At 62.7% G+C, this 25,597-nt stretch carries 21 protein-coding genes; 10 read left to right on the forward strand and 11 right to left on the reverse strand.

Annotation, left to right across the window (positions count from 1 at the left end; translation table 11 throughout):
• The first annotated feature begins 17 nt into the window (after positions 1 to 17).
• From JMV54_RS03925 to JMV54_RS03945, 5 genes are all read left to right on the forward strand, one after another.
• Positions 18 to 998 (forward strand): aminomethyltransferase family protein, encoded by a 981-nt coding sequence (locus JMV54_RS03925; RefSeq protein ID WP_201517631.1) that lies wholly within the window; start codon positions 18 to 20, stop codon positions 996 to 998.
• Positions 999 to 3,407: a beta-ketoacyl-[acyl-carrier-protein] synthase family protein gene (locus JMV54_RS03930; RefSeq protein ID WP_201517632.1), complete on the forward strand. Its 2,409-nt coding sequence runs from the start codon at positions 999 to 1,001 to the stop codon at positions 3,405 to 3,407. It begins immediately after the preceding gene.
• A 3-nt stretch (positions 3,408 to 3,410) separates the two neighbouring features.
• On the forward strand, positions 3,411 to 4,088 hold the full coding sequence (locus JMV54_RS03935) for a 4'-phosphopantetheinyl transferase family protein (RefSeq protein ID WP_201517633.1): 678 nt from the start codon (positions 3,411 to 3,413) through the stop codon (positions 4,086 to 4,088).
• 164 nt (positions 4,089 to 4,252) lie between these two features.
• A complete protein-coding gene (gene secY, locus JMV54_RS03940; RefSeq protein WP_201517634.1) occupies positions 4,253 to 5,614 on the forward strand; it encodes a preprotein translocase subunit SecY in 1,362 nt (453 codons plus the stop codon).
• Positions 5,611 to 6,207: an adenylate kinase gene (locus JMV54_RS03945; RefSeq protein ID WP_201517635.1), complete on the forward strand. Its 597-nt coding sequence runs from the start codon at positions 5,611 to 5,613 to the stop codon at positions 6,205 to 6,207. The genes secY and JMV54_RS03945 overlap by 4 nt, the downstream gene beginning before the upstream one ends.
• Before the next feature lie 222 nt (positions 6,208 to 6,429).
• Here JMV54_RS03945 and JMV54_RS03950 read toward each other — a convergent pair whose 3' ends face one another.
• From JMV54_RS03950 to JMV54_RS03960, 3 genes are all read right to left on the reverse strand, one after another.
• On the reverse strand, positions 6,430 to 7,476 hold the full coding sequence (locus JMV54_RS03950; RefSeq protein ID WP_201517636.1) for a zinc-dependent alcohol dehydrogenase family protein: 1,047 nt from the start codon (positions 7,474 to 7,476) through the stop codon (positions 6,430 to 6,432).
• A gap of 82 nt (positions 7,477 to 7,558) precedes the next feature.
• Positions 7,559 to 8,719, reverse strand: a complete 1,161-nt coding sequence (locus JMV54_RS03955) for an acyl-CoA dehydrogenase family protein (RefSeq protein WP_201517637.1) — start codon at positions 8,717 to 8,719, stop codon at positions 7,559 to 7,561.
• A gap of 35 nt (positions 8,720 to 8,754) precedes the next feature.
• Positions 8,755 to 9,987: a CaiB/BaiF CoA transferase family protein gene (locus tag JMV54_RS03960; RefSeq protein WP_230972802.1), complete on the reverse strand. Its 1,233-nt coding sequence runs from the start codon at positions 9,985 to 9,987 to the stop codon at positions 8,755 to 8,757.
• 367 nt (positions 9,988 to 10,354) lie between these two features.
• On the opposite strand from JMV54_RS03960, the gene JMV54_RS03965 reads away from it, so the two are divergent.
• The 5 genes from JMV54_RS03965 to JMV54_RS03985 all read left to right on the forward strand — a co-directional run bounded on the left by JMV54_RS03965 (position 10,355) and on the right by JMV54_RS03985 (position 17,826).
• Positions 10,355 to 11,536 (forward strand): ATP-binding protein, encoded by a 1,182-nt coding sequence (locus JMV54_RS03965; RefSeq protein ID WP_201517639.1) that lies wholly within the window; start codon positions 10,355 to 10,357, stop codon positions 11,534 to 11,536.
• Positions 11,533 to 14,418 (forward strand): hypothetical protein, encoded by a 2,886-nt coding sequence (locus tag JMV54_RS03970; protein ID WP_201517640.1) that lies wholly within the window; start codon positions 11,533 to 11,535, stop codon positions 14,416 to 14,418. The genes JMV54_RS03965 and JMV54_RS03970 overlap by 4 nt, the downstream gene beginning before the upstream one ends.
• A 112-nt stretch (positions 14,419 to 14,530) precedes the next feature.
• Complete coding sequence (locus tag JMV54_RS03975) at positions 14,531 to 15,421, forward strand: hypothetical protein (protein ID WP_201517641.1); 891 nt, start codon at positions 14,531 to 14,533, stop codon at positions 15,419 to 15,421.
• Positions 15,422 to 15,499: 78 nt separating this feature from the next.
• Entirely contained in the window at positions 15,500 to 15,805 is a 306-nt protein-coding gene (locus tag JMV54_RS03980) for a hypothetical protein (protein WP_201517642.1), read from the forward strand.
• A complete protein-coding gene (locus JMV54_RS03985; RefSeq protein ID WP_201517643.1) occupies positions 15,802 to 17,826 on the forward strand; it encodes a VirD4-like conjugal transfer protein, CD1115 family in 2,025 nt (674 codons plus the stop codon). The genes JMV54_RS03980 and JMV54_RS03985 overlap by 4 nt, the downstream gene beginning before the upstream one ends.
• Before the next feature lie 80 nt (positions 17,827 to 17,906).
• On the opposite strand, the gene JMV54_RS03990 is transcribed toward JMV54_RS03985, so the two are convergent.
• The 8 genes from JMV54_RS03990 to JMV54_RS04025 form a co-directional block, all read right to left on the reverse strand.
• The gene (locus JMV54_RS03990) at positions 17,907 to 18,977 is read right to left on the reverse strand and encodes an RCC1 domain-containing protein (RefSeq protein WP_201517644.1); all 1,071 of its coding nucleotides are present in this window, start codon (positions 18,975 to 18,977) and stop codon (positions 17,907 to 17,909) included.
• Positions 18,978 to 18,995: 18 nt separating this feature from the next.
• A complete protein-coding gene (locus JMV54_RS03995) occupies positions 18,996 to 19,634 on the reverse strand; it encodes a hypothetical protein (RefSeq protein WP_201517645.1) in 639 nt (212 codons plus the stop codon).
• 8 nt (positions 19,635 to 19,642) lie between these two features.
• The gene (locus JMV54_RS10780) at positions 19,643 to 21,400 is read right to left on the reverse strand and encodes an aggregation-promoting factor C-terminal-like domain-containing protein (RefSeq protein ID WP_201517646.1); all 1,758 of its coding nucleotides are present in this window, start codon (positions 21,398 to 21,400) and stop codon (positions 19,643 to 19,645) included.
• Positions 21,397 to 23,847 (reverse strand): VirB4-like conjugal transfer ATPase, CD1110 family, encoded by a 2,451-nt coding sequence (locus JMV54_RS04005; protein ID WP_201517647.1) that lies wholly within the window; start codon positions 23,845 to 23,847, stop codon positions 21,397 to 21,399. Before JMV54_RS04005 ends, JMV54_RS10780 begins: the two co-directional genes overlap by 4 nt.
• Positions 23,789 to 24,181 carry a PrgI family protein gene (locus JMV54_RS04010; protein WP_201517648.1) on the reverse strand — a complete coding sequence of 131 codons (393 nt, stop codon included), beginning with the start codon at positions 24,179 to 24,181 and terminating at the stop codon, positions 23,789 to 23,791. The genes JMV54_RS04005 and JMV54_RS04010 overlap by 59 nt, the downstream gene beginning before the upstream one ends.
• 2 nt (positions 24,182 to 24,183) lie before the next feature.
• The gene (locus tag JMV54_RS04015) at positions 24,184 to 25,053 is read right to left on the reverse strand and encodes a VirB6/TrbL-like conjugal transfer protein, CD1112 family (RefSeq protein ID WP_201517649.1); all 870 of its coding nucleotides are present in this window, start codon (positions 25,051 to 25,053) and stop codon (positions 24,184 to 24,186) included.
• A gap of 66 nt (positions 25,054 to 25,119) precedes the next feature.
• On the reverse strand, positions 25,120 to 25,317 hold the full coding sequence (locus JMV54_RS04020; protein WP_230972667.1) for a hypothetical protein: 198 nt from the start codon (positions 25,315 to 25,317) through the stop codon (positions 25,120 to 25,122).
• Between the two features lie 30 nt (positions 25,318 to 25,347).
• Positions 25,348 to 25,597 (reverse strand): hypothetical protein (locus JMV54_RS04025; RefSeq protein ID WP_230972803.1); only part of this gene is annotated, 250 nt, incomplete at its 5' end.

A 25,597-nucleotide genomic window follows, 5' to 3' on the forward strand; every position in this document is an offset into this window, starting at 1 on the left:
CCCCAGGAAGGTTCAACATGCTGTCTCTCGAATCCAGCTACGCAGCGCTGCGCGAAACCGCGGGCGTGTACTCGCGCGGTACCGACGTCATCGCCATTCGCGGCGCTGAACGCGCGGAACTCGCCAGCAAGCTCATGGCGAAGTCGATCGAGTTCGTGTCGTCGAACACCTGCGTCGACAGCCTCGTGCTGAACGCCGACGGCAGCGTCGCGGGCACCGTCCTCGTTATCCACACCGACGATGACTACATCGTGGTCGTCGACGCGGATGCAGCCTGGATCGACTCGGCGCGCGAAGTGGCCGCCGAATTCGACGCCGAGCTCGTCAGCACCGGCCAGCGCGCCATCGCCGTTGAGGGTCCGCGCTCGTGGGAGGTCGTCGACCCCTTCTTCGGTGACGAAGACATCGCCGACCTGCTCCTCAACGAAGCCAACGAAATCGACCACGACGGTGTAACCGGCATCATCGCCCGCGTCGGCACCACCGCCGAGTTCGGCTACCTGCTCATCACCGACGCTACTAACGCGCTCGACCGCATCCGCACCGAGGCCGAATCCGTTGACGGCGGCGAAATCGACCCGGCCGTGCTCGGCCGCGTCCGCGCCGAAACGAACTTCCCGGTGCTGCCCGAACAGGCCGCCGACGCCACTGTTCTCGAAGCCGGTATCGCCTGGCTCATCTCGATGGAGCGCGATGACGAGTTCGTCGGCAGCAGCGTCCTCGAGGTCGCAGCCCCCGTGCGCCGCACCGTGGCCGCACTCATCGACGGTGACTGCCCGGCCGCCGGCACCGACGTGTTCGACGGCGAAACCAAGGTCGGCCGCGTCCAGGTGGCCACCGAACGCGCCGGTCAGGAAACCGGGCTCGCGCTGCTGCTGCTCGACGACCCTTACGGCGTTCCCGGCCTCGAACTGACCGTTGACGGCCGCACCGCTCGCACGGTTTCGCGCCCGTGCATCGCCCCGAAGTCGTGGGCCACGCAGATTGGTGTGCGGTAAATGCGCGTAGCCGTCACCGGATACGGGCTCATCACCGCCGCGGGTGAAAACGCCGAAGCCAATTGGGATGCGTTCATCAACGCCCGCACCGGCATCGGCGAAAACACGATCGTGCCCCGCGAGGGCGTGATGAGCGACCGGGCCGGACAGTTTCGGCCCATGACCGAAACCGATGCCCGCCACGACCGCGCGGTGCGACTCGGCGAGGCCGCCATTGGTGAAGCGCTCGAGCGCGCGGGGCTGGGCGAAGATGCGTACCCCCGCGAGCGCATCGGCCTGAGCCTTGGCACCTCGCTCGGTGGCGCGCGCCAGGGTGAGAAGTTCCACCGCGACTGGATTGAGCGGGGCCTGGACGCCACCAACCGCTTCGATCTGATCGAGTATCCGCTGCACGCCACCGCCGACGCGCTGGCCGCCAAGTTCGCGCTGCACGGACCGCGCACGATCCACTCGAACGCCTGCGCTGCGGGCGCGGTGGCGATCGCCAACGGTTACGAGTACCTGCTTGACGGGCAGGCGGATGTGGTGGTCGCCGGTGGTGTCGACCCGCTCGCCTGGATCTCGTTCGGTGGCTTCTCGAGCCTGGGAGTGCTCACCTCGATGAACTGCGCGCCCTACACGCGCAGCGACGGCATCACCCTCGGTGAGGGCTCGGGCATCCTGATTCTCGAGAACTACGATCGCGCGGTTGCTCGCGGCGCCACCATTTATGCGGAACTACTCGGCTACGGGCTGACCGCTGACGCCTATCACCCCACCGCACCCGACCCGCGCGGTCGCGGCGCGCTCGCGGCGGTTGATCACGCGCTGCGGATGGCCGACCTCGAGCGCGACGATATTGACTACATCAACGGTCACGGTACCGGCACCCCGGCAAACGACACCGGCGAGCTCAAGACCGTGCTCGAGTTCCGCGGCGGGCAGCTGCCCATGTCGTCGACCAAGTCGATGACCGGCCACACCCTCGGCGCGGCCGGTGCGGTCGAGGCGGCCGTGTCGGTGATGACGATCGAGCATCAGCGCATCCACCCGACCTTCGTGCCGGGTGACGAGGTCGCACAAGAGAAACTGCGCGAGCGGCTCGAAGCGGGCGAGGTCAATATCGTGCCCGACCAGTTCATCGACCAGGATGTCGACTATGTGCTGTCGAACTCGTTCGCGTTCGGCGGTAATAACGCATCGCTCGTGTTCGGTCGCCCAGACGCCAAGCCCGTCACCGCGGATGCTGCCGAGGGCCGCCGCGCGCGCACCGATGTGCAGATCAGCGCCACCTCGGCGCTCGTGGCCGGTGCCACGAACGAGGCGGCCGTGATCGAAGCGCTCGGTAGCGGCACGAACCTCGTCACCGAACAGGCCGAGATTGATCCGGGGGTCGAGTTCCCGGTGGGCCGCTGCGCCGACAAGGCGCTCACGGCGGGCCTGAACCGCAGCGCCATGCGCCGGGTGGATCACCTCGGCAAGCTCGGCGTGCAGGCGGTGCAGCAATTGCTCAAGCAGCGTCCGCTTTCGGGTGCTGAACGGGGAACCACCGGGCTGATCTTCGCAACCGCGACCGGTCCGCTGGGCACCGTCGAGGCATTCCAGCGCGGGCTGATCGTTGACGGCAAGGGCGATAGCAAGCTCTTCCCGAACACGGTGATGAACGCGGCCGCCGGTCACGTTGCCGTCACCTTCGGGCTGCGTGGCCCCACCGCAACCTTCTGCGCCGGTGGCGCCAGCGGGGTCAGTGCCCTGCACCTGGCGCTGCAACTACTGCGCAACCGGCAGTGTGATCGCGTCATTGTTGCGGCCGCCGATGAGGTGGCCGATGCGCTGCTCGCTGGCTACTCGCGCTTCCCTGGTTACTTGGCGACTTCGGTTGCCGAGCAGCAGGCGGGTAAGGGCACGGTGTACTCGGAGGGCGCCGTAGCGCTGCTGCTGGAAGCTCGCGATGCGCTCGCCGACGACGAGCCGCGCACGGGCGCGTACATCAGCGGCATCGGACTCAGCGGCGCGGCACTGGGAGCCGGGCGCGTGAGCCGCACGCCGCAGGAGTGGGCACGCTCCTATCGCGCAGCCCTCGAGCAGGCGGGTATCACGGCCACTGATATTGACGCGGTGGTGCTTGCCGAAGCCGGTGTGGAACGCATCGACCGGGTCGAGCGCGCCGCACTCGACGAGATCGGCATTGACGCGCAGGTGCCGCGCATCAGCCCACAGCTGACCACCGGCAATCTGCAAACCACCGGCACGCTGCTGGCGGTGCCGATCGCCAATGCGCTCGCGGCCGGTGCCGCGGTGAGCACCGACACTGTGCCGCCGACGGCCGACCGCCCGCTGCAGGTGCTCGTGTCGGGAGTGTCGGTCGGCGGCAGCTACCAGGCCTACGTCGTGACGGTCGACCCCGAACGCGAGTCGGCCAATCAGTAGGTAATGGCCGACCTCGCCGGTGTGCTCAGTAGCGCCGCCCCGTTCCGCATCCAGCTCATGCTGAGCGACAAACCCTGGGTGCGCGGATCGGGGCGGCGGATGCTGCGGCACTGGATGCGGGAACAGCCGTGTTGTGATGCGGCGCGGCTCGCGTCGCTGCCCGACGGGCGGCTTCGATGCGGCAGCTGCGGGATGTGGTTCAGCGCCAGTCATTCGGCCCCGGTGTCGGCGGCACTTGACGGCGGGCCGCGCGGGGGCGGCGACGGGCTGCCGCATGCCGTGCTCGCCATCGCGCGCGCCCCGGTGCCGGTCGGGATCGACGTGCAATTCCCGCAGCGGCGCGCGGCAGCAATGCGCTGGCTGGCGCGCGTGAGCGGTCTGCAATCACGCGGTGTGCACGAATGCACACTCGAGCACTGGGCTCTCGCCGAAGCGCAGCTCAAAGCCACCGGATGCGCGAGCCGGTTGCCTCGGGCAGGGGAGCTGTGGCTGCCTGACGTGGTTGCTGAGCGCGGCGAGTTTCACTGGCGGGTGGCAAATCGCGCGCATCGCATCCGCTACGAAACCTGGCCGGTGGTGGGTGCCCGGGTGGCTGCGGTGACAGTACCGGTTACGAATACCGGTACGCCGATTTCGCCAGATATTCAGACAGCTGTAACTGTGTTCAAGCACAGTGGGTAACTTGCACCGAAGTGAAAAGGACGGTTTTGCCCGCCGCGGGTGAGATTACCGTTAAGCTGGAGGTTGCGGTGCCCAAACGCTGGCACGCCGTCGTGTAACGACACCACTTCCTGCCGCCAACCGGCGGCCCCGAATGACCAGAAATCGAAAGCAGGATCCGCAGCGTGTTCAACGCCATTGCCCGGGTGTTTAAGACACCTGATCTCCGCAACAAGATTCTGTTCACGCTCGGCATCATCGTGATTTACCGTCTCGGTACCACGATTCCCGCACCGTTCGTGAACTTTGTGAACGTGCAGGAGTGTATTGCTGGTGTCGGTCTCGACGGCAGCGCCAACCTGCTGAACATGCTGAACATGTTCTCGGGTGGTGCGCTGCTGCAGCTGTCGATCTTCGCGCTGGGCATCATGCCCTACATCACCGCGTCGATCATCATCCAGCTGCTGCGCGTGGTTATCCCGCGATTCGAAACACTGCACAAAGAGGGGCAGAGCGGTCAGCAGACGCTGACGCAGTACACCCGCTACCTGACCATCGCGCTGGCACTGCTGCAGTCGACCACGCTGCTCACGATGGCGCGCACTGGCGCGCTGTTCGGTGGTAACCAGTCGGCGGCATGCCGTGGCGTTGTGAGCCTCGTGCCCGAGGCCGGTGCCGGCGATGTAGCGACCAACGTTGTGCGGATGCTGCTCATTGTCGGCACGCTCACCGCGGGTACCGCCGTCATCATGTGGTTCGGTGAGCTGATCACTGAGCGCGGTATCGGTAACGGTATGTCGCTACTTATCTTCACCTCGATCTGTGCGAGCTTCCCGCAAGCAATGTGGTCGCTCATGAGCGGCGCCGGTGGTGCATTCACTTTCAGCATCATCACCGTGCTGGCATTCGGCATCCTCGTTGCCGTGGTGTTCGTTGAACAATCTCAGCGACGCATCCCGGTGCAATACGCGAAGCGCATGGTGGGCCGCCGCACCTACGGGGGACAGTCAACCTACATCCCGATCAAGGTCAACCAGGCCGGTGTGATCCCGGTCATCTTCTCGTCGTCCATCCTGATGCTGCCGGCAATTGTCGCGCAGTTCGCGCAACCCGCGCCCGGTCAGCAGCCGGCGGAGTGGGTTGTCTGGGTGCAGAACAACCTCATCTCGGGTAACTCGCCGTTCTACATGGTCGCCTACTTCCTGCTGACGATCGCGTTTGCGTACTTCTATGTGTTCATCGCGTTTAACCCCGACGATGTCGCCGAGAACATGCGCCAGCAGGGTGGGTTCATTCCCGGTGTGCGTGCCGGTCAGCCGACCGCCGACTACCTCACCTACGTACTTAACCGCATCACCTTCCCCGGTTCGATCTACCTCGGCATCATTGCGATGCTGCCACTGATCGCACTGGCCACCGTGGGTGCCAACCAGAACTTCCCGTTCGGTGGCGCATCCATCCTGATCCTCGTGGGCGTGGGTCTTGAAACGATGCGGCAGATCGACGCCCAATTGCAGCAGCGTGAATACGAAGGACTTCTCCGATGAGCAACGCAGTACGTCTTCTGATTGTGGGCGCCCCCGGCGCCGGCAAGGGCACCCAGGCAACCGGTCTGGCCGAAGCATTCGGCGTGCCCGCGATTTCGACCGGCGATATTTTTCGGGCGAATATCAAAAACGGCACCGAGCTGGGCAAGAAGGTGCAGGAGATCACTGCCCAGGGCCAGCTCGTACCCGACTCGCTGACGAATGAACTCATTCGTGACCGTCTCTCGCAGTCGGATGTGGCTCCGGGCTTTTTGCTCGACGGTTACCCCCGCACTGTGGGCCAGGTTGAGTTTCTCACCGAGCTGCTCGCAGCCGATGGTGCCGCAATTGACGCGGTGGTGCAGCTGGTCACCGACACGGATGCCGTGGTTGCGCGGTTGCTGAAGCGTGCCGAAGAACAGGGTCGGGTGGACGACACTGAAGAAGTGATCCGTCACCGCCAGGAGGTTTACGCCAGCGAGACCGCGCCGGTTGTCGACCTGTACCGTGAGCGCGGCGTCGTTGTTGACGTTGACGGCATGGGCACCGTCGAGGAAGTTGCCGCGGGCATCCTCGCCGCGCTGCGTGAGCGCGGGCTCGAACCAAGCGCCTAGTCGCTAGCTTTGCAGCGGGGCATCGCCGGGTTGTTCGGCGGTGCCCCGCTTTAGTTTTCCCCACCGCGGATGCGTCGCCGCACTGCGGGTGAGTGACGCGCCTGGGTGATGGTGGCGCGCCGTGGTGCCACAAACGAAAGGTGCCCCTCTCATCGCATCCCTCGACAGGCGAGAAACGTTGTGCGATGAAAGGGGCACCTGCGAGGCGAGGCGCCAGGGCTATTAGGCCTTGAGCACTACCTTGATTGCCTCGTTCTTTGCGGCGTTCGCGAACACATCCCATGCCTCTTCGATGTCGTTGAGCGCGAAGGTGTGCGTACCCATCTTTTCGCTCGGCAGCTTGCCGGATGCGACCATCTTGAGCAGGGTCGCGGTGCTGGTAGCATCCACAAGACCCATGGTGAGGGTGTAGTTACCGATCCACATGGTGTCGAGGGGCAGCTCGACGGGCTTGCCGTGCACACCGAGGTTGGCGATGTGACCGCGGGGGCGAGCCAGCGATGCGGTGAGCTGGAGGGTTTCGGGGTAGCCGACGCACTCCATGGCGACATCGACACCGAGACCGTCGGTGAGGGCGAGCACCTCTTCACGGGTGTTGGGGCCCGAAACGACGGTGTCGGTGGCACCGAACTCGAGCGCCTTCTGCAGGCGGAACTCGTTGGTGTCGATGGCGATCACCTTCGATGCACCCCACAGCGAGGTGGTCATGATCGCGGCGAGACCTACCGCACCGGTACCCACCACGGCGACCGTGTCACCGGGGCGAACCTGACCGGCGAGCACGCCGACCTCGTAACCGGTGGGCAGCGAGTCGCTCAGGAACACAGCCTGCTCATCGGTGACGTGTTCGGGCAGGTGGTGCAGCGAACCGTCGGCGAACGGCACGCGAACCTGCTCGGCGAGAGTGCCGTCGATCATGTGGCCGAGAATCCAGCCCACACCGGCTTCGTTTGCCTGGCAGTGGTCAGGGAAGCCCTTCTGGCAGTATTCGCACACGCCACACTTCGAGATGCAGCTGACGATAACGCGGTCGCCGACCTTGAAGTTGGTGACGCTGTCGCCAACGGCGATGACGTGACCGACACCCTCGTGACCGAGGATGCGTCCATCAGTTACCGCGGGCACGTCGCCACCGAGGATGTGGAGGTCGGTGCCGCAAATGGTGGTGGTGTCGATTTTGACGATGGCGTCGGTGGGGGCCAGAATCTGCGGGTCTGGCACCTCCTCCCACGCCTTCTTACCGGGGCCGTGGTACACGAGTGCCTTCATGATGAACTCCTTAGTTCAGTAGAGGGAGGGGGTGTTCGTGAATGTAGGTAACCGAAGAAACGAGTAGGTGAACGGCGCCTGCCTATGCGAACGCGTTCTGGCCGGTGAGGTGCTGGCCGAGGATGAGCGTGTGCACCTCATCGGTCCCTTCGTAGGTGCGCACCGATTCGAGGTTGTTTGCGTGCCGCATGATCGACTGGTCGAGCAGGATGCCGTTGCCGCCGAGGATGGTGCGGGCTTCGCGGCAGATGTCGATGGCGATACGGCAGTTGTTGAGTTTGCCAACCGAGATCATGTGGCGCTCGAGTTTGCCCGCATCCTTGAGCCGGCCGATCTGCAGTGCCAGTAGCTGTGCCTTGTTGAGTTCCAGCGCCATATTGACGAGCTTCTGCTGGGTGAGCTGGAACGCCGACAGCGGCTTGTTGAACTGTTTGCGCTCGTCGGCGTAGCTGGCGGCGGTGTTGAATGCATCCCGAGCGGCACCGATGGCACCCCAGGTGATGCCGTAGCGCGCTTCGTTGAGGCATTCGAACGGTGCGCGCAGGCTCTTGGCCTCTGGCAGGCGGTGCTCCTCGCTCAGGCGCACATTGTCGAGGTGCAGTTCGGTCTGGATTGATGCGCGCATCGATGCTTTCGGTTCGAGAACCTCGGCCGAAAAACCGGGGGTGTCGGTGGGCACGATGAAGCCGCGCACACCCTCGTCGCTGCGTGCCCAGACGATGGCGATATCGGCGATGGTGCCGAGGCCGATCCAGCGTTTGGTGCCGTTGAGTACCCACTCATCGCCGTCGCGCACCGCGGTGGTCTGCATATTGCCGGGGTCAGAGCCGGCCTCCGGCTCGGTGAGACCAAAGCAGCCGATCACGCGGCCGGCGGCCATTTCGGGGAGCCACTGCTGCTTTTGGGCTTCTGAACCGTGCTTGGCGATGGCGCTCATGGCGAGTGAACCCTGCACTGAGATGAACGTGCGCAGCCCCGAGTCGCCGGCTTCGAGTTCTTGCATCGCGATGCCGTATTCGACGGCGCTGCGACCGGCGCAGCCGTAGCCCTTGATGTGCATCCCGAGCAGCCCGAGTTCGGCCATTTCGGGAATGATTTCGGTGGGGAAAACCGCCCGCTCGTACCAGTCGGCAATATTTGGTCGGATGCGGCGGTCGACAAATTCGCGCACGCGGTCGCGCAGTGCGATCTCTTCGGTGCTGAACTGTGATTCGAGATCGAGCAGGTCGTAGCGGTCGGCCATTGGGGTTCCTTTCTTGGGCGGGATGCGGGGCGCGGCTATCGCTGGGATGCGGGGGAGCGGCGCTCGTTGGAGGTGTTGGTTGAGTGGGTTTGGGTGCTTGCTGGCTGCGCGCGCAGATAGGCGCGCAGTGCGTCGCCGTCAGCGTCGAGGTCGGGTGCACCGACGGCGGGGATCGGGAACTCGGGCGTGTAGCGCACGGGATGGCGGATGCCGCGGCTGGTGTGTCCGTCGCGTTCGAGTTCGACGACGGGGTCGATGCCCACTTCGCGGGCGAGTTCGATACCTTCTGAGATGGTGGCGACGCGGCCGACTGCTAGGCCGAGGTCAACGAGCCGGTGTTCCCACTCGTCTGCGGGCGCGGCCTGGAGTGCATCCTCGAGGATCGGTCGCAGTGTGGCGCGGTGTTTTACGCGGGCTGGGTTGGTGGCGAACCGGCTATCGGATGCAATGTGCGGGATGCCGAGCTCGGTCACGAATTTTGTGAACTGGGGGTCGTTGCCGATTGCCACGGCGAGCTGCCCTTCGCGGCACGAGAGTGTTTCGTAGGGGCAGATCGACGGGTGGGTGTTGCCGAGGCGTCCGGGTTCGACGTCGGCGCCGATGACGGCCTGTGCCTGGTTGGCGAGCGCGGCTTGCAGGCTCGACAGCAGGTTGACTTCGACGAGTGTGCCGACGCCGGTGAGGTCGCGTTGGCGCAGGGCGGCGAGCACGCCGATGGTGAGGTCGCGGGCGGTGAGTAGGTCGACGAGGGCGACGCCGACTTTCATCGGGTCGCCGTCGCGTTCGCCGGTGATGTGCATGAGGCCGCCGAGCGCCTGGATGACGAAATCGTAGCCGGGGCGGCCGTGGCCGGCGCCGCTCGACCCGAATCCGCTGACGCGAGCGATGATGGCTCGCGGGTTGAGTTCGTGGATCTCGGCATTCGAGAGCTGTGCGCGGTCGAGCGTGCCGGGGAGAAAGTTGTCGACCACAATGTCGGCTTCTCGCACGAGGCGGCGAGCGAGTTCAATATCGTCAGGGTCTTTGAGATTGAGGGCGATTGACTGCTTGTTTCGGTTAACCGATTGGAAGTAGGTTGCCATGCCCTCGTTGTCGTAGGGCGGGCCCCAGGATCGGGTGTCGTCGCCGTGTTCGGGGCGCTCAATCTTGATGATTTTTGCACCGAGGTCGCCGAGCGTCATGGTGGCCCAGGGGCCGGCGAGTACGCGCGAGAAGTCGGCGACGGTGATCCCGTGTAGGGGTGCGTGGGGAGGTGGCGTTGTGGTCACTGGTTCTCCGTTGAAGCAGGTCGCAAGTGCGGGCGGCAGCTGTGGCGCGCGGGGCGAGTAGTTCTTCTGTAATTGGCAGTCTAGGCCGGGATCACGAATGGTGCACGTTGCGGCAACCCTGGCTCTTATCACACTCTTCGCTGCGTGGAACATATTCCAGCAAATTCACAGTTTTAGGCGGTCGGGATGCGCGGGTTCCTGAAGGGTCTGTGAACTCTTTTGTCGCCCTAGGCCTGGTTGATAATAAAAATGCCTGATCAGCGTTGAAAAGTGGGGTGTTTGGTAAACATTGCGCGTTGAACGGGCGCGTTAATATCGCCCGCGGATTCACTCAGTGCATCGCAGATCAATACGAGAGGAGGGCACAGTGGGCGAGCTGTTTACACCGGCACCGGGCACTGGTGCCGCGCAACTTCTCGGTGTTGATGCCGCGAAAGCCTCGTTTGAGCGCGCGTTTGCGCGCGCGGCCGGGGCGGAGGGCGCCTCGACCAGCGTGCTGGTTACCGGCACGGTCGGGTCGGGGAAGACTTCGCTGCTGCGGTGGGCCGCTGGCCGAGCGGATGAGCTGGGGTGGGCGACACTGTTCATCTCGGTGCACTCGGGAATCCGTGAGCGAATGCTCGATGACGAACTGCCGCGGCTGCTTATTGATTGTGCGGGTCCGATGCGGATGTCGCGTCTGAGCGCGCGGGCGGCTGAGGTGTTGAACTTCAGCGGTCACGTGGGTGAGGGCAAGACGGCTTCAATCTATGAGCAGATTCGCGTGCTGTCGGATGTGCTTGCAGAACAGCAGCGGGGGCTATTCCTGGCGCTAGATGAGGCGCATCGCGATGCGGGCGAGGGGTATGACGAACTCCTCGCCGAGATCGACCGGGCAGTTGCCGAAGTGCCAAACCTGGTGGTGGGTATTGGTGCCATGCCCGAGTTCACTGAGCGCATCTTCCGTGATCGCGTGCTTCGCCCGCGCACCAGTGAAGACTTCGTCAAGCTGGGGCGTCTGGCGCATGTTGACGCGGTACAGCTGTTGGAACGCGGCTTTGCTGCGGCCGGCTTGAAGGTGAATGCATCGAGCGTTGAGCTGCTGGCGCGTTTTTCGGCCGGCTATGCGCCGATGCTGCAGGCGATGGGGTCGGTGCTGGCTGAAAGCGTCAGCGGTGGGGTGCCGACGCCGTCAGAGCTGAATCAGGCGGTGGCATTCGGCTACCGCATCGTGCACCGTCTGTATTACGTGCGCCTGATGCGCGAACTTCCTGCGGCTGATCTGCGCTTGCTGCGTGAACTGGCGGATGCCGGGCTGCGGGTGAGCGGTGATGGCGCTGCGGTGTTGTCGGCGGCGCCACTGTCGCTGATTGCGCTCGCGGATGGGATGCGTGAATCGGCCGATGTGGTGCGGGCGCAGCTGACGCGGCTGGTGACACACGGGGTTTTGGTGCTCAATGAAGCTGACCAGGCGGAGGTTGCGCTACCGATGCTGCGTGAATCGTTCGTCAGTGAATCGTCGCAGGATGCCGCGCCTGTGCGACAGATCAATGAGGGGAGGCGCTCATGACCTCGGTATTTACTCCGGCCGCGAGCGATAGCCCCGCGGCATTGCGTGAGGCCGATGCGTTCGGCGGGACGATCCTCACGGCGGCGTCCGTGCCCGTCATTGAACGCGCGAATAGCGACCAACAGTTTTCTACCCAACACAATCCACTTTTCCAACAACTTCAATCGCAAGACGATAAGGAGCTCAAGATGGTAGACCGCAACGAAGAGATTAAGAGCGCGGAAGAAAGCCTAAAGCGCCATCCTCACGGATTTGCTAACGCGCCGTATGACAAGAGTATCCTGGAAAACAATCAGGATGAAGAGCGGCCCGCGCACGAGAAGCTGCGTCCTCATGAAGCGGAAATTCTGAAGGACAAAGGGATTCCGTTCGACCCGAGTGAGGTTGATTATTCTCAGAATATAGTTCGACGAGAGCCTGGCGAAAAAAAGCCGGAGCTTGAGGGTACTGGAATCTACGTCCATCAGGCCGAAAATAGCACTGCAGCCGCTAATGCTGCCGAAGCGCTGCGTGACAATCCGCAGTCCGGTGACGGCGTCTTGTATGTGGACTGCCATGGTGAAAATGGTGGCTGGGATGATTTTAACAAGCAATACAATGTTACACCGTCACAGGCCATGCAGGATAAATTCGATGAGCTATCAAGAAGCGGTGCGCGTCAAACGGATCGTTCTGTCGAAGGAAGTGTTGGCGCGGAATTTGGTATTGGTGATATTGCCGATATCAGTGTTGGTGCTAGTGGAGAATCCGGGGTGCGAGACCGCGCAAATGCCGGTGACACTGCACGTGCTGGCGAGATTCAAGATGCGGCACTTGGAAATATTGATTTTCAGTACTCGCTTGACAGTATTCGACGTGCCGCGGTCGCAAATGCTGAAAGTGGCGAATCAACGACTTTGATTCTTAACAACGGTCAAGCGCTGACCACTGAGCAGCTGAAAGAAATTAATAACCTTACTGCCGATCTTCGTGAGGACCAAGGTGCTGATTTCAACGTTCTGGTCACGGGTACTGAGCAGGTAAATGAGCAAGGTGAGAAGCAGGAACTCGCGGCGTATCTCAGGGATCACCGGCTGGACGTGTCAGACGGGGCAACCCCTGCGTACCTCGACCCAAATCAAGTCGCCTCTGAAGCTGAAGATGACAAACCGGACCAGCCTGCCTCGAACCCGGATGACAAGGATGATAATCCTCAGGAAGATGACAAGCCGGTAGATGGTGAGGATTCGCGTCCTGAGGGGGATGAGCGTCCTGAGGATTCGCGTCCTGAGGGGGATGAGCGTCCTGAGGATTCGCGTCCTGAGGGGGATGAGCGTCCTGAGGATTCGCGTCCTGAGGGGGATGAGCGTCCTGAGGATTCGCGTCCTGAGGGGGATGAGCGTCCTGAGGATTCGCGTCCTGAGGGGGATGAGCGTCCTGAGGATTCGCGTCCTGAGGGGGATGAGCGTCCTGAGGATTCGCGTCCTGAGGGGGATGAGCGTCCTGAGGATTCGCGTCCTGAGGGGGATGAGCGTCCTGAGGATTCGCGTCCTGAGCAGGACAAGCGCCCCGAGGATCCGCAGCCAGAAGACAGCGTTCAGCAGCCCCCGCATGAATCAAACCCCGAACAGGCACCACACAGTGAGCTGCCGCATACCGAGCGCCCGACCGTCGAGATCGGCGACGAAAACTACACGCCCGCTTACGAAGCACGTGTAGAGGGGTACATGGAACAGATGCAAGAGCTCTCTCCTGAAGAGCTCAAGACACTGATGGCGGTTGACCGTGGCGAAACCGTAACTGAACAACAGCTGGCCGAGCGCACCGAAATCAATGAAACTCAGATGGATGTGTCGATCTGCCCGAAGCTGGAGAACGAAGGCTACGTGGTCCGCGACGACCAAGACAACACGCAGCTCGCAGACGACGCAGTGTCTACCGCAGCGCTGCGTAGCGGTCTCGACAGCGATAACCCTGAGCTTAAGTCCCACGCCGAAAAGATGATTGACCTGCACAATCAAAATCGTCTTGAGTTGGGTGGTCAGACTCAGGCTCAGCCTGAACCGGCCAGCCAAGCAGTCCCTGCATCGCAGATGCCCGACCTGCCGCCGGTGTCACAGCCCCTCTACCGCCCGGACGAGAACCCTGGCCAGGTCTCGGCGGAGCCCTACCAGGGTGGCGCATCCTTCCAGAACGCAGCCGCACCGGCGCCGCAGCCAGGTGCTCCGGCCCCTGCCGGCGAAATGCCCAACCCGAACGGCTTCGGGTTTAGCACCAGCACGGAATTTGTGAACGGCACGCTCACGTCGCAGACATCGTTCAACACGCCCCTGGGCGGTGCGCAGGCATCCGGCTATATCGGCCAGCAGGGAATTGGATTCGACGCACACGGGATCCCGGCCGGCCAGCCGATCGGTGACATTCCGGCTGCCGCTCCGGCGCAGCCCATGGACGCGGGCCAGCCGGACGATACCGCTCAGCCGGTCGAATCGAACCAGCCAGACGAGCTTGCTGCGCCCGCTGAGCAGCCGGCCGAGGCCCCCGAAGTCCCACCGGCAACGACCAGCTTTGATCTGAACGCCGAGCTCGAGGCCGAGGTGAACGTCACGTACGAACAGACCACGTACGAGCAGCCGCAACCCGAGCTCGACCAGTCGGCTCCGGACCAGTCGGCTCCCGACCAGTCGGCTCCCAGCCAGACCACTGATCAGCAGGGCGCTGCAGATCAGCAGGGCGCAGGTCAAGGCGACGGCGCTCAGGGCGAAGCCACTGCCGATGCCCAAAACCAGGGACAGGTCGGCGCCGCCGATCTCGCAGCCGAAGTCGATGGCCAAACCCAGACGATCGAGAACCAGGCTCCGACTCAGGACCAGCAGATCCAGCAGAAGACGCTGTCGGTCTAACCTCTACCGCAAACCAGTGCCCGGGCTCGGAACCGTTCACGAACTCGGTTTCGAGCCCGGGTACCATGCGCACCACAACCCCTCAGCACTCATCGGATAAGCGAAACGAACTATGGGTCTTACAGACGAACTCAGCCGCGGTAACATGCAGCTCCTGCAGGGAGCGGGCCGTATGGGGCAGCAGGTGCTGCTGCGCTACGCCATGCAAAACGATGGCAAGCAGACGATGCAAGACATCATGCAGGGCGGCAAAGAAATGTCGCAGCAGGCCGAGCAAATCTTCGACCGTGGGCAAGCAATGGTTGACCGCGCACCAGGCGGAGCTCCAGGGATGCCTGGCGGCGCCGCCCCCGCAGCGGCAACCGCTGAGAATGGCATGCCGCCCTCGCCAGCAGCGTTCGGCGGCGAAGCATCCTCCGGTACGCCCGCGATGCCGCCACTGCCACCCGCGCCCGCCGGTGCCGAGCACCAGGCCCCCGCGCAAGACATGCCGCCCCTACCGCCCGAACCGGCAGGGCAACAGCGCGCTGCCGATGAGCAGCCGGTCGACCAACAACCGGCGCCACAAGACCCCGCGCCCGAAAACGCATCTCCAGCACCCGAAACCCCAGCACACAGCACCCCCGCACACGAAACCCCGGCCGATGCCGAACCGCAAAAGGTTGTGGTCGATGACATCCCCAACAATGACGTCGGCGGTGTACCCGCAACCCAGCTGACCAGCGCCGAACTCGACGCCTACCGCACCGAGTTCGCGCAGCACAACGTGCAATTCGACTATGAACAGGGCGCCGATGGCAGCCTCGAGATGACATTCGCGAGCAGTTCCACGGCCGAACTCGCTTATGGGCTCGATCAAACCTCGATGACGCTGGGGCACGAGCCGCAACTCAGTGGCGAACAGCTCACCAACGAGGCAGACGCTTTGGCACAGCAGGTGTCACAAAACGACCCCGCGTTCAACAACCCCGACCTCTACCTCGATATGGGGATGAACCGCTAGCCCTACATGCCCACGCACGAGTCAAACCCATATCCCATCAATCCGCGCTGGCGAGCGCGGAAACTCGACCCTGCTCGAATGACCCCGTTGACGCGGCAACAGCTGCGTAACGAAGCAGAGACGAACGCCGCCCGCGCAGCCGAGACACATAACGAAACCGGCGACCGGTCACTCGAAACACTCTCGGTCACCGGCGACGAGCTCATCAACCAAGCGGACGACTACGGTGAAGTGGTAGCGGCTCAGCATCTTGCCCAACACCAACAGCGGTTGGCGCGCGAGCAGCATGTCTTGGATGAAGAACGGCTCGAGCATGAACGCTTGCAGAGCGAATATCATCGCCGACCCGAACGCACGATGCACCGAAGGGGTGACGAACAGTGAAGCCACGCACATTCATTCTGGGAGTGGTCTTGGCCGCGGTCGGATTTTGGGCCGGCGACAAGATCAGCTATCAGGTACGCGCCGATATCGCCGCTGGTGAAAAACCCACTGATGTCGCCCAACAATTTTGGTTCGATCTGCGCGACCCGCTGCACCTGTCATTCGACCAGTTTGACCTCATCATCGGTGCCTCGCTGGCGTTCATCCTGCTGCTCATCCTGGCCTATCAAGCAACCAAGAACCGCAGCACCCGCGCCGGTGCCGAGCACGGTTCATCCCGCTGGGGAAACGCACGCGATATTAAACCGTTCGTCGACCCCGATTACCGCCAAAACCTGCTCTTTAGCCGCACGGAGCGGCTCAGCCTCGACTCGCGCAAAACACAGCGCAACCAGCACGTCATGGTCATCGGTTCGAGTGGTTCGGGTAAAACCCGCTACTACGTGCAACCCAATATTGCGCAACTCAACCAGTCGTATGTGGTCACCGACCCCAACGGCGAAATCATGCAGGCCACCGGCGCCCAACTCGAAGCCGCCGGATACAAGGTGCGTTCGCTCAACCTCGTCGACTGGTCAAAAACCGAAACCTTCAACCCGCTCGCCTATTTCAGCCCGGAACAGGCCGAAGTCGACTGCATGATTTTGGTGCAGAACATCATCTCGAACACCACCGGTAAAGCGGGCGACAACACCGGTGGCTTCTGGGAAAAAGCCGAGCGCGCACTGCTCACCGCGCTGGTCGCCTACGTGTACGGACGTAAGGGAGCCGACGGCACCCTCAACGATGTCACCGAACTCCTCGCCAAAATGCAGACCTCAGAAGCGCAAGAGGGATTCATTTCGGAAGGTGACAAGGTGTTCCTCGGGATGAAAAAAGTGCTCGACAAGCACGACCCCAGCAACCCCAAGAACGCCAATCGTGAATACGACGACTCAGCTCGCACCACGCTACGCATGTGGCAGTTTTCGTGGAGCCAGTACAACATTTACACCCAGGGTGCCGGCGAGACCCGAAAGAGCGTGCTGATCAGCCTCGGTGTGCGGCTCGGGCCCCTGCACATGCCGGCACTGTCACGGATGCTGTCGGGCAACTCGATCGAAGCAGCCAAAATTGGTGAGGAACGCACCGCAGTGTTCCTGATCATCCCCGACAGCCACGAGACGTTCAGCTTCCTGGTATCGGTGTTCTACGACATGTTTTTCCAAAAAAACATCGCCCTCGCCGACACCCTTCCCGGCAAACGCCTGCCGGTGCCCATCCACTGCTATATGGATGAGTTCGCGAACATCGGCAAACTGCCAAGCTTCCACACCAAAATCGCGGTGATGCGTAAACGTGGCATCGCGGTGAGCGTGATCATGCAGAACTACGCGCAGGGGAAGTCAATCTACGGCGACGACTGGGAGACCATCGTCGGTAACTGCGACTCGAAACTCTTCCTCGGTGGTGACGAAGAATCGACCACCAAGTGGATCGCCAACCGGCTCGGTAAAGAAACCATCAACCAGCGCGACGACACGCGCCAGCGCGGCGGGCAGGGCTTTGGCAGTGCCTCGCAGATGTATCGCAAAATCGGTCGCGAGCTACTCACTCCCGACGAAATTGCGCGCCTTGATGGTGGCGAGTGCCTCTACATGCTGCGCGGTGTGCCACCGTTCCGCAGCAAAAAACTCAAGCCCGTGCCGAGCGGCTCGTACGAGTATGTTCCCCTCGCCGAGCGGCCCACCGAACCTGAGCCTCCGAAGCTTCCGGATGCGCCGACCACAGCGCCAGCTGCCGGTACCGTGCCCGCTCAGCCCGCGCGCCAGTCAGCGCCAGCAGCAACGGCACAAACACCGGTGACCACGAACTATGTGCAGCCGCAGTCGGTGCGCAGCGCCCCGGTGACCCCATCCGACCGGGCCCAGCTTGCCGCAGCCAGCGCAAGGGCGGCAGCCGCAAACGCACAGCCGGTTCCCGCCACTGGCCACCGTGCGCCCATGCCCGCAGGTGCCGGTGTAGCAGCGCCGCGCGGCTAGCAGGCAGGCGCATCCATCGACGCGGCAGTGCGCCCGACCGACTCATCTCGGCCGGGCGCACTGCGCTGTGCAGCCAAAAGTTAGGGGCGACGCGGCGTCGGCCGCAACACCTCGGCGTCATTCTCGGAGTCGATGACCCCGCCCAGATTGGATCCCCAGCACCACGGCTTGTCGTGCCCCTCACGCACCGCGCAGGTCGTGAAGCGGCTGCCATACAGATCGGTTACTTTCGCCGAGCTACCAAAATCAACTTTGGTGGGCTCCATTGGCTCGCCAGATTCGCCATTACCGACCTGGCCGACGTTGTTGGACCCCCAGCACCACACCTCGTCATTGCTCGACGCGCAGACGTGGCTCTCGCCGGCCCACAGGTGCTGCACCGGTTTGTCTGCGAGCGCGGCAACCTGAGCCGGTGTTACCGAAGCGCCGTCTTTTTGGCCAGTCTGTCGCCACTTGTTATTGCCCCAGCAGGTGACGCCGAGCCCGTCCGTGGCACAGGCAAAATGCACGCCAGCCACCAGGTCGGTGACCTCGCCGTCAAACTCGATTACGCTCGGCCCCGGTGCTTTATCATCACCCAAACCAAGGGCCCCGTTGCGGTTACTGCCCGAACACTGCACTGCATTTCCATAGGCGGCACAGTCAAACGATTCACCCGCGGCGCGAAGCCGCTGAGTGTTGGTGGGGCGAGCCGAAGCCGAATTGGGGGCCTCGGTGCTGCCCGGGTCGGTTTGCTGCGCCGCTTCCTGCGTCGGTAGCGGAGCCGCATCCTGCGACGAGGTATTGCGGATCACCGACACCGCGGTCACGGCACCAGCGAGCACCACCAGCGCCAAACTCCCCGAAATTAGTGCGGCACGGCGGGCCGGATTTCGTCGGCGCGGCCCGCGCTGCACTGGTTTTGCGTTGTGCGTTCGAGCTGGTCGGGGATGCGTCGCCCTGCCGCTCCGGCGTGGTTTTTCAACCGGGGGCGGCGGTGGCGGTGTGATGTTGCCCGAGTGCAGTTGGCCGAGCTGCGCGAATGCCCAGCTGCGAAGCTCTGGGTAGCAATTGGGATGCTCACCAAGCGCCATGAGCGCCTCGTCGTCGAGCACATGCGGGGTTTGCGCGATCCGGTACAGACCCTCGGCATCCACAGACGGGCTAATCACTTCGCAAAACTCTTTCTTTTAGAGACCGGTAGGTTCGGTCAGGCCAACAATCTCTGCCGATCCATCATTGTGCATCTTGACGGTAAACATCCACGTTGCCTGGCCGTAGGCAACTGTTTCGCTATCGTCGCCCTTGGGTAGGTGCAGCGTGTATTTCACCGGCTGGGCGATGTGGAGGAGTTCGGCTGAATCATCGGCGCTACCGGCAAGCGTTGCCTCCGGGATGTCGTCGACCGTCACCGAGGCACCGGAAATCTCGGTCATGGATGCAGTAAACGGGCTTTCGTTGACGAGATCTTCGGGAATCCACTTCGACACTCGGCTGCGTCGCTCTGCCACGGTTTCGCCCTGTTGCCACGGCGCCAGTTCGGCTGCCGCGTCATGAGCCAGTTCGGCTGCCTCGTCTGGGATTTCGGTGATCACACCAGAATAGTCATTCATACCGTCGGGTGCGTTCGGACGCAGTGTCGAACCGATCCGCGGATTCGGGGCAGCGGTGCTGTTCGAAGGCGCCACGGTCGCCGGCGACGCGCCGTCTGTGGCTGCGGCGTCGCCACCAACACGCGCACTGACAAACCACACAACAAAACCAACGAACGCGATCAGCAGGATGCCGACCAGCATCCCAATAATTACCCGGCGATCAGACCCCCGCACGCTGTCTCCTAATACCAGTGCGGGTCGTTCGAGTTCCAAAACTCGAGCGCCGCGGACGGGCTGCCGTAGGTGTCTTTAATGTATTGGAGGCCCCAGTCAATCTGCGTGGCCGGGTTTGAACGCCAGTCTTCACCCGCCGAAGCCATTTTTTCGGCCGGCAGTGCCTGCGGAATGCCGTAGGCGCCGGAGCTCGGGTTTTCAGCGTTCCACCGCCATCCCGACTCGCCCTCCCAAAGGCGGGTCAGCGCTACCATTTCGTTCTCATCCCAACCAAAATCGGCCAGCCGCGACCGGGCATAGTCGCGGGCATCCTGCGGGCTGTAAAGCTGTGAGGTGACACCAGCACCGAGTGCATTGCGCACCGGATTGGCGGCGTTGGTTTTGAACACCACGCCACCCTGAATGAACGAGGCGACCTGTTCGGGTGTGTAGGTCTGCTGGTAGTAGTGGTTTTCGCCATAGTGCTCGGTCAAAATCGAGCCGTCTTCGTTGCGCACCGCCACATAGGCCACGTGCCCGTAGGGGCCACCGCTACTGCCGGCACCGACATATCCGGCTGGAACCGAAAAAATATCGCCAGGCCCCGGTGTCGTGGTGACCTCCCAACCCGGCATATTGCCCGGCAGACCCCAGTCTTTGCCGTCACCGCCGAGCGGGGTGAGATCGCCCCAGGTGTACGACCACGGTTCGCCGTACGAGCCCTGGTCACGGTTGATGCGCCAGGCAACAAAGTCGGTGCAATTGCCGTAGGCGTAGCCCATCGGCGACATTCCCTGGCCGAAATTATCGGGGTAGGGGTAGTCGTCGTGCCGGCTTGCAGCTGCGGCAGCCGGCACCGAATTGTTCTGCATTGACACCAGCGCATAGCCCGTACCCACCAGCAGACCGATCATGACTAGCACCGTGATGACCGCCGCGGCAATGGCTGAAAAAGCTGCCGAAACCGCACTGGTAATCACCGACGTGACGGCACCGGCAGCCGTCGTTACCGCCGATGTTGCGGCGCTCACCGCACCGGAAACCGCGGTAGTGGCGGCTCCGGCGGCAGCGCTGGCAGCACCCGAAACTGCAGCGGATGCAGCCGTTGCGGTGGTGGTTGCGGCCGCGCTCGCGGCGGTGGCGGCGGCAGTTGACGCAGCGGTGGTGGCGGCGGTAGCCGTTGCGGTGGTGGCTGCCGTGGCCGCGGTAGTGGTCGCCGTGGTTGCAGCGGTTGTGGCCGCGGTTGTGGCTGCCGTGGCGGCTGCCTGGGTGGCCATAACCCCGGCCTCGGTGGCGCGCTGCACGAGCACCCGGCTGCTCTGTGTCGCCACAGTGGTGGCTCCGCGGATGCTGTTGCTCACGAGCGTGGTTGCCGTCTTGGAGGCGGCCTGCACGCTGGTGGCCACCGATGACTCAACGATGCGCTGCTGGCCACGCACCTGAATCATGGTCGTCTGCGTGGCTGTATTGGCACCCTGATGCACCATCATGGTGCCGCGCGAACCCGCAGCCAGCACATCGCCGTGGCCGCCCTCATCATCCTGCTGCCCGCTCTGGGCCGAGCCGACGCGGTTAATCAACGAACCGACTGCCATACCGCCCTGGAATGCGGTCATGGCTCCCGCTTTGATCGCCTGCTGCCCCTGCTCAGCCGCCATCCGGAAACTCTCACGGCCGATCTCAGCGCTCTGCTGGAAGCTCGCATGAACGAAGTCTTGCGAGCCCGCCACAATGGGTTCGGTAACCGAATGTGAGAGGTCGTATCCGCTGCCGGCTGGTGAGTTCATCGGCGATTTTGCTCCTGGAACTTCGTTGTAAACAGGCGGTACATATCGGTGGTTTCAGGGATGGTGCTGTCGAACGGAATCGTTGCCGTCCCCATCCGGAAAAGACCGTGACCGCTCGACACATTGCGGAAGTATGACGATTCCTGCTGGCTGAACCCAAACAGCTGTTGCAGGGCACGGGCATCGGTTTCTTTTTGGTTGAGCAGCGCGAGCACATCCGAGTTGGCGAGCATCAACCGAGCGCGCTCGTTCAACAGGAGCTCTTCAATGTTTTGCGTCAACCCCGTGGGGTTCAGGCCGTACTTACGGGCCCGCTTGAAGACGCTCTGGAAGTAGCGCGCAGCGTATTCGTTGGCGAACAATACGTGGAACTCATCCACATACAGCCAGGTGACCCGGCCACGGGCGCGGTTACGCACCACACGCGACCACACCTCTTCGAGCACCACGAGCATGCCGAAAGTGGTCATGTCTTGGCCCAGTAGCGAAATATCGAACAGTGTCAGGCGATTGTCGCGGTCGACGTTCGTCGGCAGCGCAAATCCCGAGAACGAGCCCTGCGCGTAGAGCTCGAGCGAGGTCGCGATCTGCTGCGCCTCGGGTTCGGGCTGGGCCCGCAACGCATCGAATAGGCTCCGCAGCGTGGGCTGTTCGCGAGTGCGCGGTTTGGCCGATTGGAACTCGTTATACAGCTGCGATGCGGCTCGGTCGATGATCGAGCGGGCTGCCGAGTTGAGGCCGAACTGGCCGCCGATGAGCACCTCGCACATCGAGAGCACGAATTCGCTTTTGCGGCGCACCGGGTTGTCATCCATCTGGTCATCCACCAGCTCCATCGGGTTGATGGCTGAGGTCGAACCAGCGTGAATTTCGATGCGCTGCCCGTTGAATGCCTCGACCAGCGGCACATACTCGCGTTCGGGATCGATAATGATGACATCGTCATGGGGGCGGCTCGCGAGCACCTGCGCGATCTCGCTCTTGCCGAACATCGATTTACCAGCGCCCGAGGTGCCGAGGTAGAAGGCGTTACCGTTCATGGTGGCCTGTCGCGAACCAATGATGAGGTTGCGCGACAGTTTGTTGACGCCGTAGTAGAGACCACCCTCATCGAGCAGTTCCTGCACGGTGAATGGCACGAGCACCGCAACACTCGCGGTGGTGAGCGTGCGGAAAAGCGGCAGATCGCAGCGCCCCAGGGGGAGGGCTGCATTGAGGGCGTCTTCGTTCATCCACTTGGTGGTGACAAATTCACACGAGTGGCGGCGGCCAACCTCACGGACGCGGTCGACGCGATGAGCGAGCTCTTCTTTGCTGGGGGCCTGCACCATCACGAGCATCGTGGTCGAGAACAGTTTTTCGTTTGACTGTTCGAGCTGGCGGCGCAGTTCGACCGCTTCTTGGTGTGCGCGGCGCAGCGAGTGCGGGACGAGATCGGCAGAATATCCCTGTTTGGCTGCCCGCTTCTGCTCGTTAGCGGTTTGGATTTCCATATCGGCGATGCGCCGGTTCACGTGCAGGAGGCCCTCACCCGGATCGAAGGGGCGGGCGTGCAGCGAAATCGCAATGTTGGTGTTGATTTCGGTGAGGTCACGAATCAGCTGGTCTGATAGCCACGCCGGCAGCCGGTCGAGGAAAAGAATCTGTGCGTAGGTGTCTGATTCGCTCGAAAGGCACACCGTGTTCGGGTCGGTGAAATCGATTGCCCAGGGCGCCACCACGTCTTTGGTGGTGAGTCCCGAAACCGCCATCGATGAATAATCAAACTCGAGCCGACTTTCGGGGCGCAGCAGGCTGTTGAGAATGCCGACGCGACCGTATCCCGAAACCATTTCGGCCTTGCATCCACCAACCGCGCGCAGGAAGGTGATCGATTCGTTGGCTAGCCGCATCAGCCGGGTGTGTGCCGACTCGTAATTTTCGGCGTCGATCGTGATGGTGGCGTATTTTTCGGTGACGGTGTCGTTGCGGCCCTCAGAGAGCCGCCAGTCGATCATGTCGTTATATTCGGCGCGGTACGAGTCGAGCCCGTCGCCGCGGTATTCCATTTCGACGGCGCGACGCAGCGCTGCACGGTCGACGCGCCGGTTAATCACGCTGATCTGCAGGCTTTGGGATGCGTCAAACGAGTTGATCCACTGTGCGTAGCGTTCTAGCAGCGCCTCCTGGTGCTCCCGCGCGGCCATCTGATAGTTGATGTCGCCGAGTTTCAGTGTGATCGAGTAGCGGCGGTCGTCGAGCACGCAGATGCCGCTTTCGGTGAGCCCGAGGTAGGCGAGTGCATCCTGGGCGGTGTTTCGAGTGCGGCGCGAGTACGATTGCTTGTCGCGTTTTTTGTTCTGTGAACGCTTCGAGTCGCTTTCAGAGTTTGCGTGGTCGGCCTCGCGGTTATCGGCCACACTCGACGACTTCGTTGCGGTTTCGCCGCGTCGACTGAACGGGAACACCGTAGTCCTTTCGTTGTTCGTCTACCTGCCAGATCGGCTCTTGTGCGTAGATGCGCCGTTTTGAGTTCCATTGGTGCGCGAGCACATAGCCCGCGTATTTTTCAAACGGGAGCCCGCGTGGGCGTACCCAACCAAATGCCCCAAACGGAACGGCGATGAGTGCCGCCAGCCACTGGCCGAGGTCTTTCATATCGAGTACGTAAAAGATTGCGAAAACACCGCCGCCGAGCACCAGAGCGCATATGGCACAGGCGAGTTGTCGCCAGCTCATGCCCATCATGACCTTGGCCTGGTAGTCGGTGATTTCTTTGTAAACCTTGACTTCGAGTGCCATGACTAACCTGCCTGTCCCACGATTGATTTCGCGAGCTTGCTCGACCCGATGACGACAAAAATCATGAGGATCGCTGCCAGCGATACGGGCAAGACTGCTTTCAATGCCCAGCCCGTCACGGTCATCCCCATTGGGCCGATTTCTTGTGGGTCGGGGAATACTGCAAAGCCGCCGTATTGAATCATCAGCTGGTACAGGTAGATGCCGAGTATGAGCGTGGCACCCTGCAGCGAGACGGAACCGTAGGCGCGCAGGTATCCCACCGCAATACTTTTTGTTTCTGGATGCGCGGCGAAAGCGATCGGCAGCGTCGCGAATGCGGTGAGTGCGTAGATTTCGATGAATCGGAAGATGACCACTGCCTGGGCGACGATTACCGCGAGCCACGAGATGATGAACGGCAGCGCCAAAATAATCAGCACCGGGATAGCGTTCAGCATGTTCAGGTGGGGTTTGATCTGATCGCCGAGCTTGCCTGACGCCGTGGTCTCCGGGGTGGATGCGGATGCCGCAACGCCCTGGCTGATGGTTTCGGTGACGCCGCTGATTGCCTGCAAAATCTGCGGTGCGTATTGCACTGCCACGATGAGCAGCACGAATTTGAACATCGTGCCGGCGATGATGCGCACGCCGATCTGGCCGTCGCCCTCAAATTTGGAGGCGTTGCGGGCGAGTTCGACCACAAGCATGAGCGAGAGGATGACGGAGGCGACCGGACGAACAACGGTGTCGGCAATTTGTCGCATCGCCTCGTAGGCGACCGGGCTGGCTTCGGAGATTGGCGTCATGGCACCCTGGCCGATTTGGCCGAGGTGGTAACCGCCAACGGCGTTGAGCAGCTCAACGACGATGGAAATGATTGGGTTGTCCATGGAAACGCCTCTTCGCTCGAGAACTTTGGCGGGGATGCACCCGCCCTGCCGAGAACGCCGAAAGCGTTAGACGGTGACTTGGCTGAACAGCTGCGCTGCGGCGATGATGAGGCCACCACCGACGGTCTGCCAAACGCCCGACTGCGTTTGCGGTCCGTTCTGGTCTTTCAGACCACCGGCGAGCGTGATAACACCCCAGACGGCCCACAGACCGCCACCGATGGTGGCAAAGGTGACAAACAGGCCCAGCAGAGTGTTGAGCATCTCCATATTGAAATAAACCCTTCCTAGCGTTTAGGCGTTGATGCGGCGGCGGGTGTTCACGACGGTGAGTGTCATACCTGCGGCGAGCAGGGCGCCGGCGGCGCCGCCGATCAGCAGCATCGAGTCGTCAGCACCGGTTTCGGCGAGTTTGGGCTGGGCGCTGGTGTCAGCAGCAGCATCCTGCGAGTCGTTCGACTGCGCCGCGGTGTCGTTTTGCGTTTCGTCCGCGGTGTCGGTTTCGATCGCGGGTTCCTCAGCTACCGGCGGGGTGGCGGGGGCG

Source organism: Gulosibacter hominis (assembly GCF_904842695.1).
GTDB lineage: Bacteria > Actinomycetota > Actinomycetes > Actinomycetales > Microbacteriaceae > Gulosibacter > Gulosibacter hominis.

What these genes read in the sequence shown, in the direction of transcription:
- JMV54_RS03925 (WP_201517631.1), top strand. Translation starts at nt 18, where the DNA reads ATGCTGTCTCTCGAATCCAGCTACGCAGCGCTGCGCGAAACCGCGGGC.
- JMV54_RS03930 (WP_201517632.1), top strand. Translation starts at nt 999, where the DNA reads ATGCGCGTAGCCGTCACCGGATACGGGCTCATCACCGCCGCGGGTGAA.
- JMV54_RS03935 (WP_201517633.1), top strand. Translation starts at nt 3,411, where the DNA reads ATGGCCGACCTCGCCGGTGTGCTCAGTAGCGCCGCCCCGTTCCGCATC.
- JMV54_RS03945 (WP_201517635.1), top strand. Translation starts at nt 5,611, where the DNA reads ATGAGCAACGCAGTACGTCTTCTGATTGTGGGCGCCCCCGGCGCCGGC.
- JMV54_RS03950 (WP_201517636.1), bottom strand. Translation starts at nt 7,476, where the DNA reads ATGAAGGCACTCGTGTACCACGGCCCCGGTAAGAAGGCGTGGGAGGAG.
- JMV54_RS03955 (WP_201517637.1), bottom strand. Translation starts at nt 8,719, where the DNA reads ATGGCCGACCGCTACGACCTGCTCGATCTCGAATCACAGTTCAGCACC.
- JMV54_RS03970 (WP_201517640.1), top strand. Translation starts at nt 11,533, where the DNA reads ATGACCTCGGTATTTACTCCGGCCGCGAGCGATAGCCCCGCGGCATTG.
- JMV54_RS03975 (WP_201517641.1), top strand. Translation starts at nt 14,531, where the DNA reads ATGGGTCTTACAGACGAACTCAGCCGCGGTAACATGCAGCTCCTGCAG.
- JMV54_RS03980 (WP_201517642.1), top strand. Translation starts at nt 15,500, where the DNA reads ATGACCCCGTTGACGCGGCAACAGCTGCGTAACGAAGCAGAGACGAAC.
- JMV54_RS10780 (WP_201517646.1), bottom strand. Translation starts at nt 21,400, where the DNA reads ATGAACTCACCAGCCGGCAGCGGATACGACCTCTCACATTCGGTTACC.
- JMV54_RS04010 (WP_201517648.1), bottom strand. Translation starts at nt 24,181, where the DNA reads ATGGCACTCGAAGTCAAGGTTTACAAAGAAATCACCGACTACCAGGCC.
- JMV54_RS04015 (WP_201517649.1), bottom strand. Translation starts at nt 25,053, where the DNA reads ATGGACAACCCAATCATTTCCATCGTCGTTGAGCTGCTCAACGCCGTT.
- JMV54_RS04020 (WP_230972667.1), bottom strand. Translation starts at nt 25,317, where the DNA reads ATGCTCAACACTCTGCTGGGCCTGTTTGTCACCTTTGCCACCATCGGT.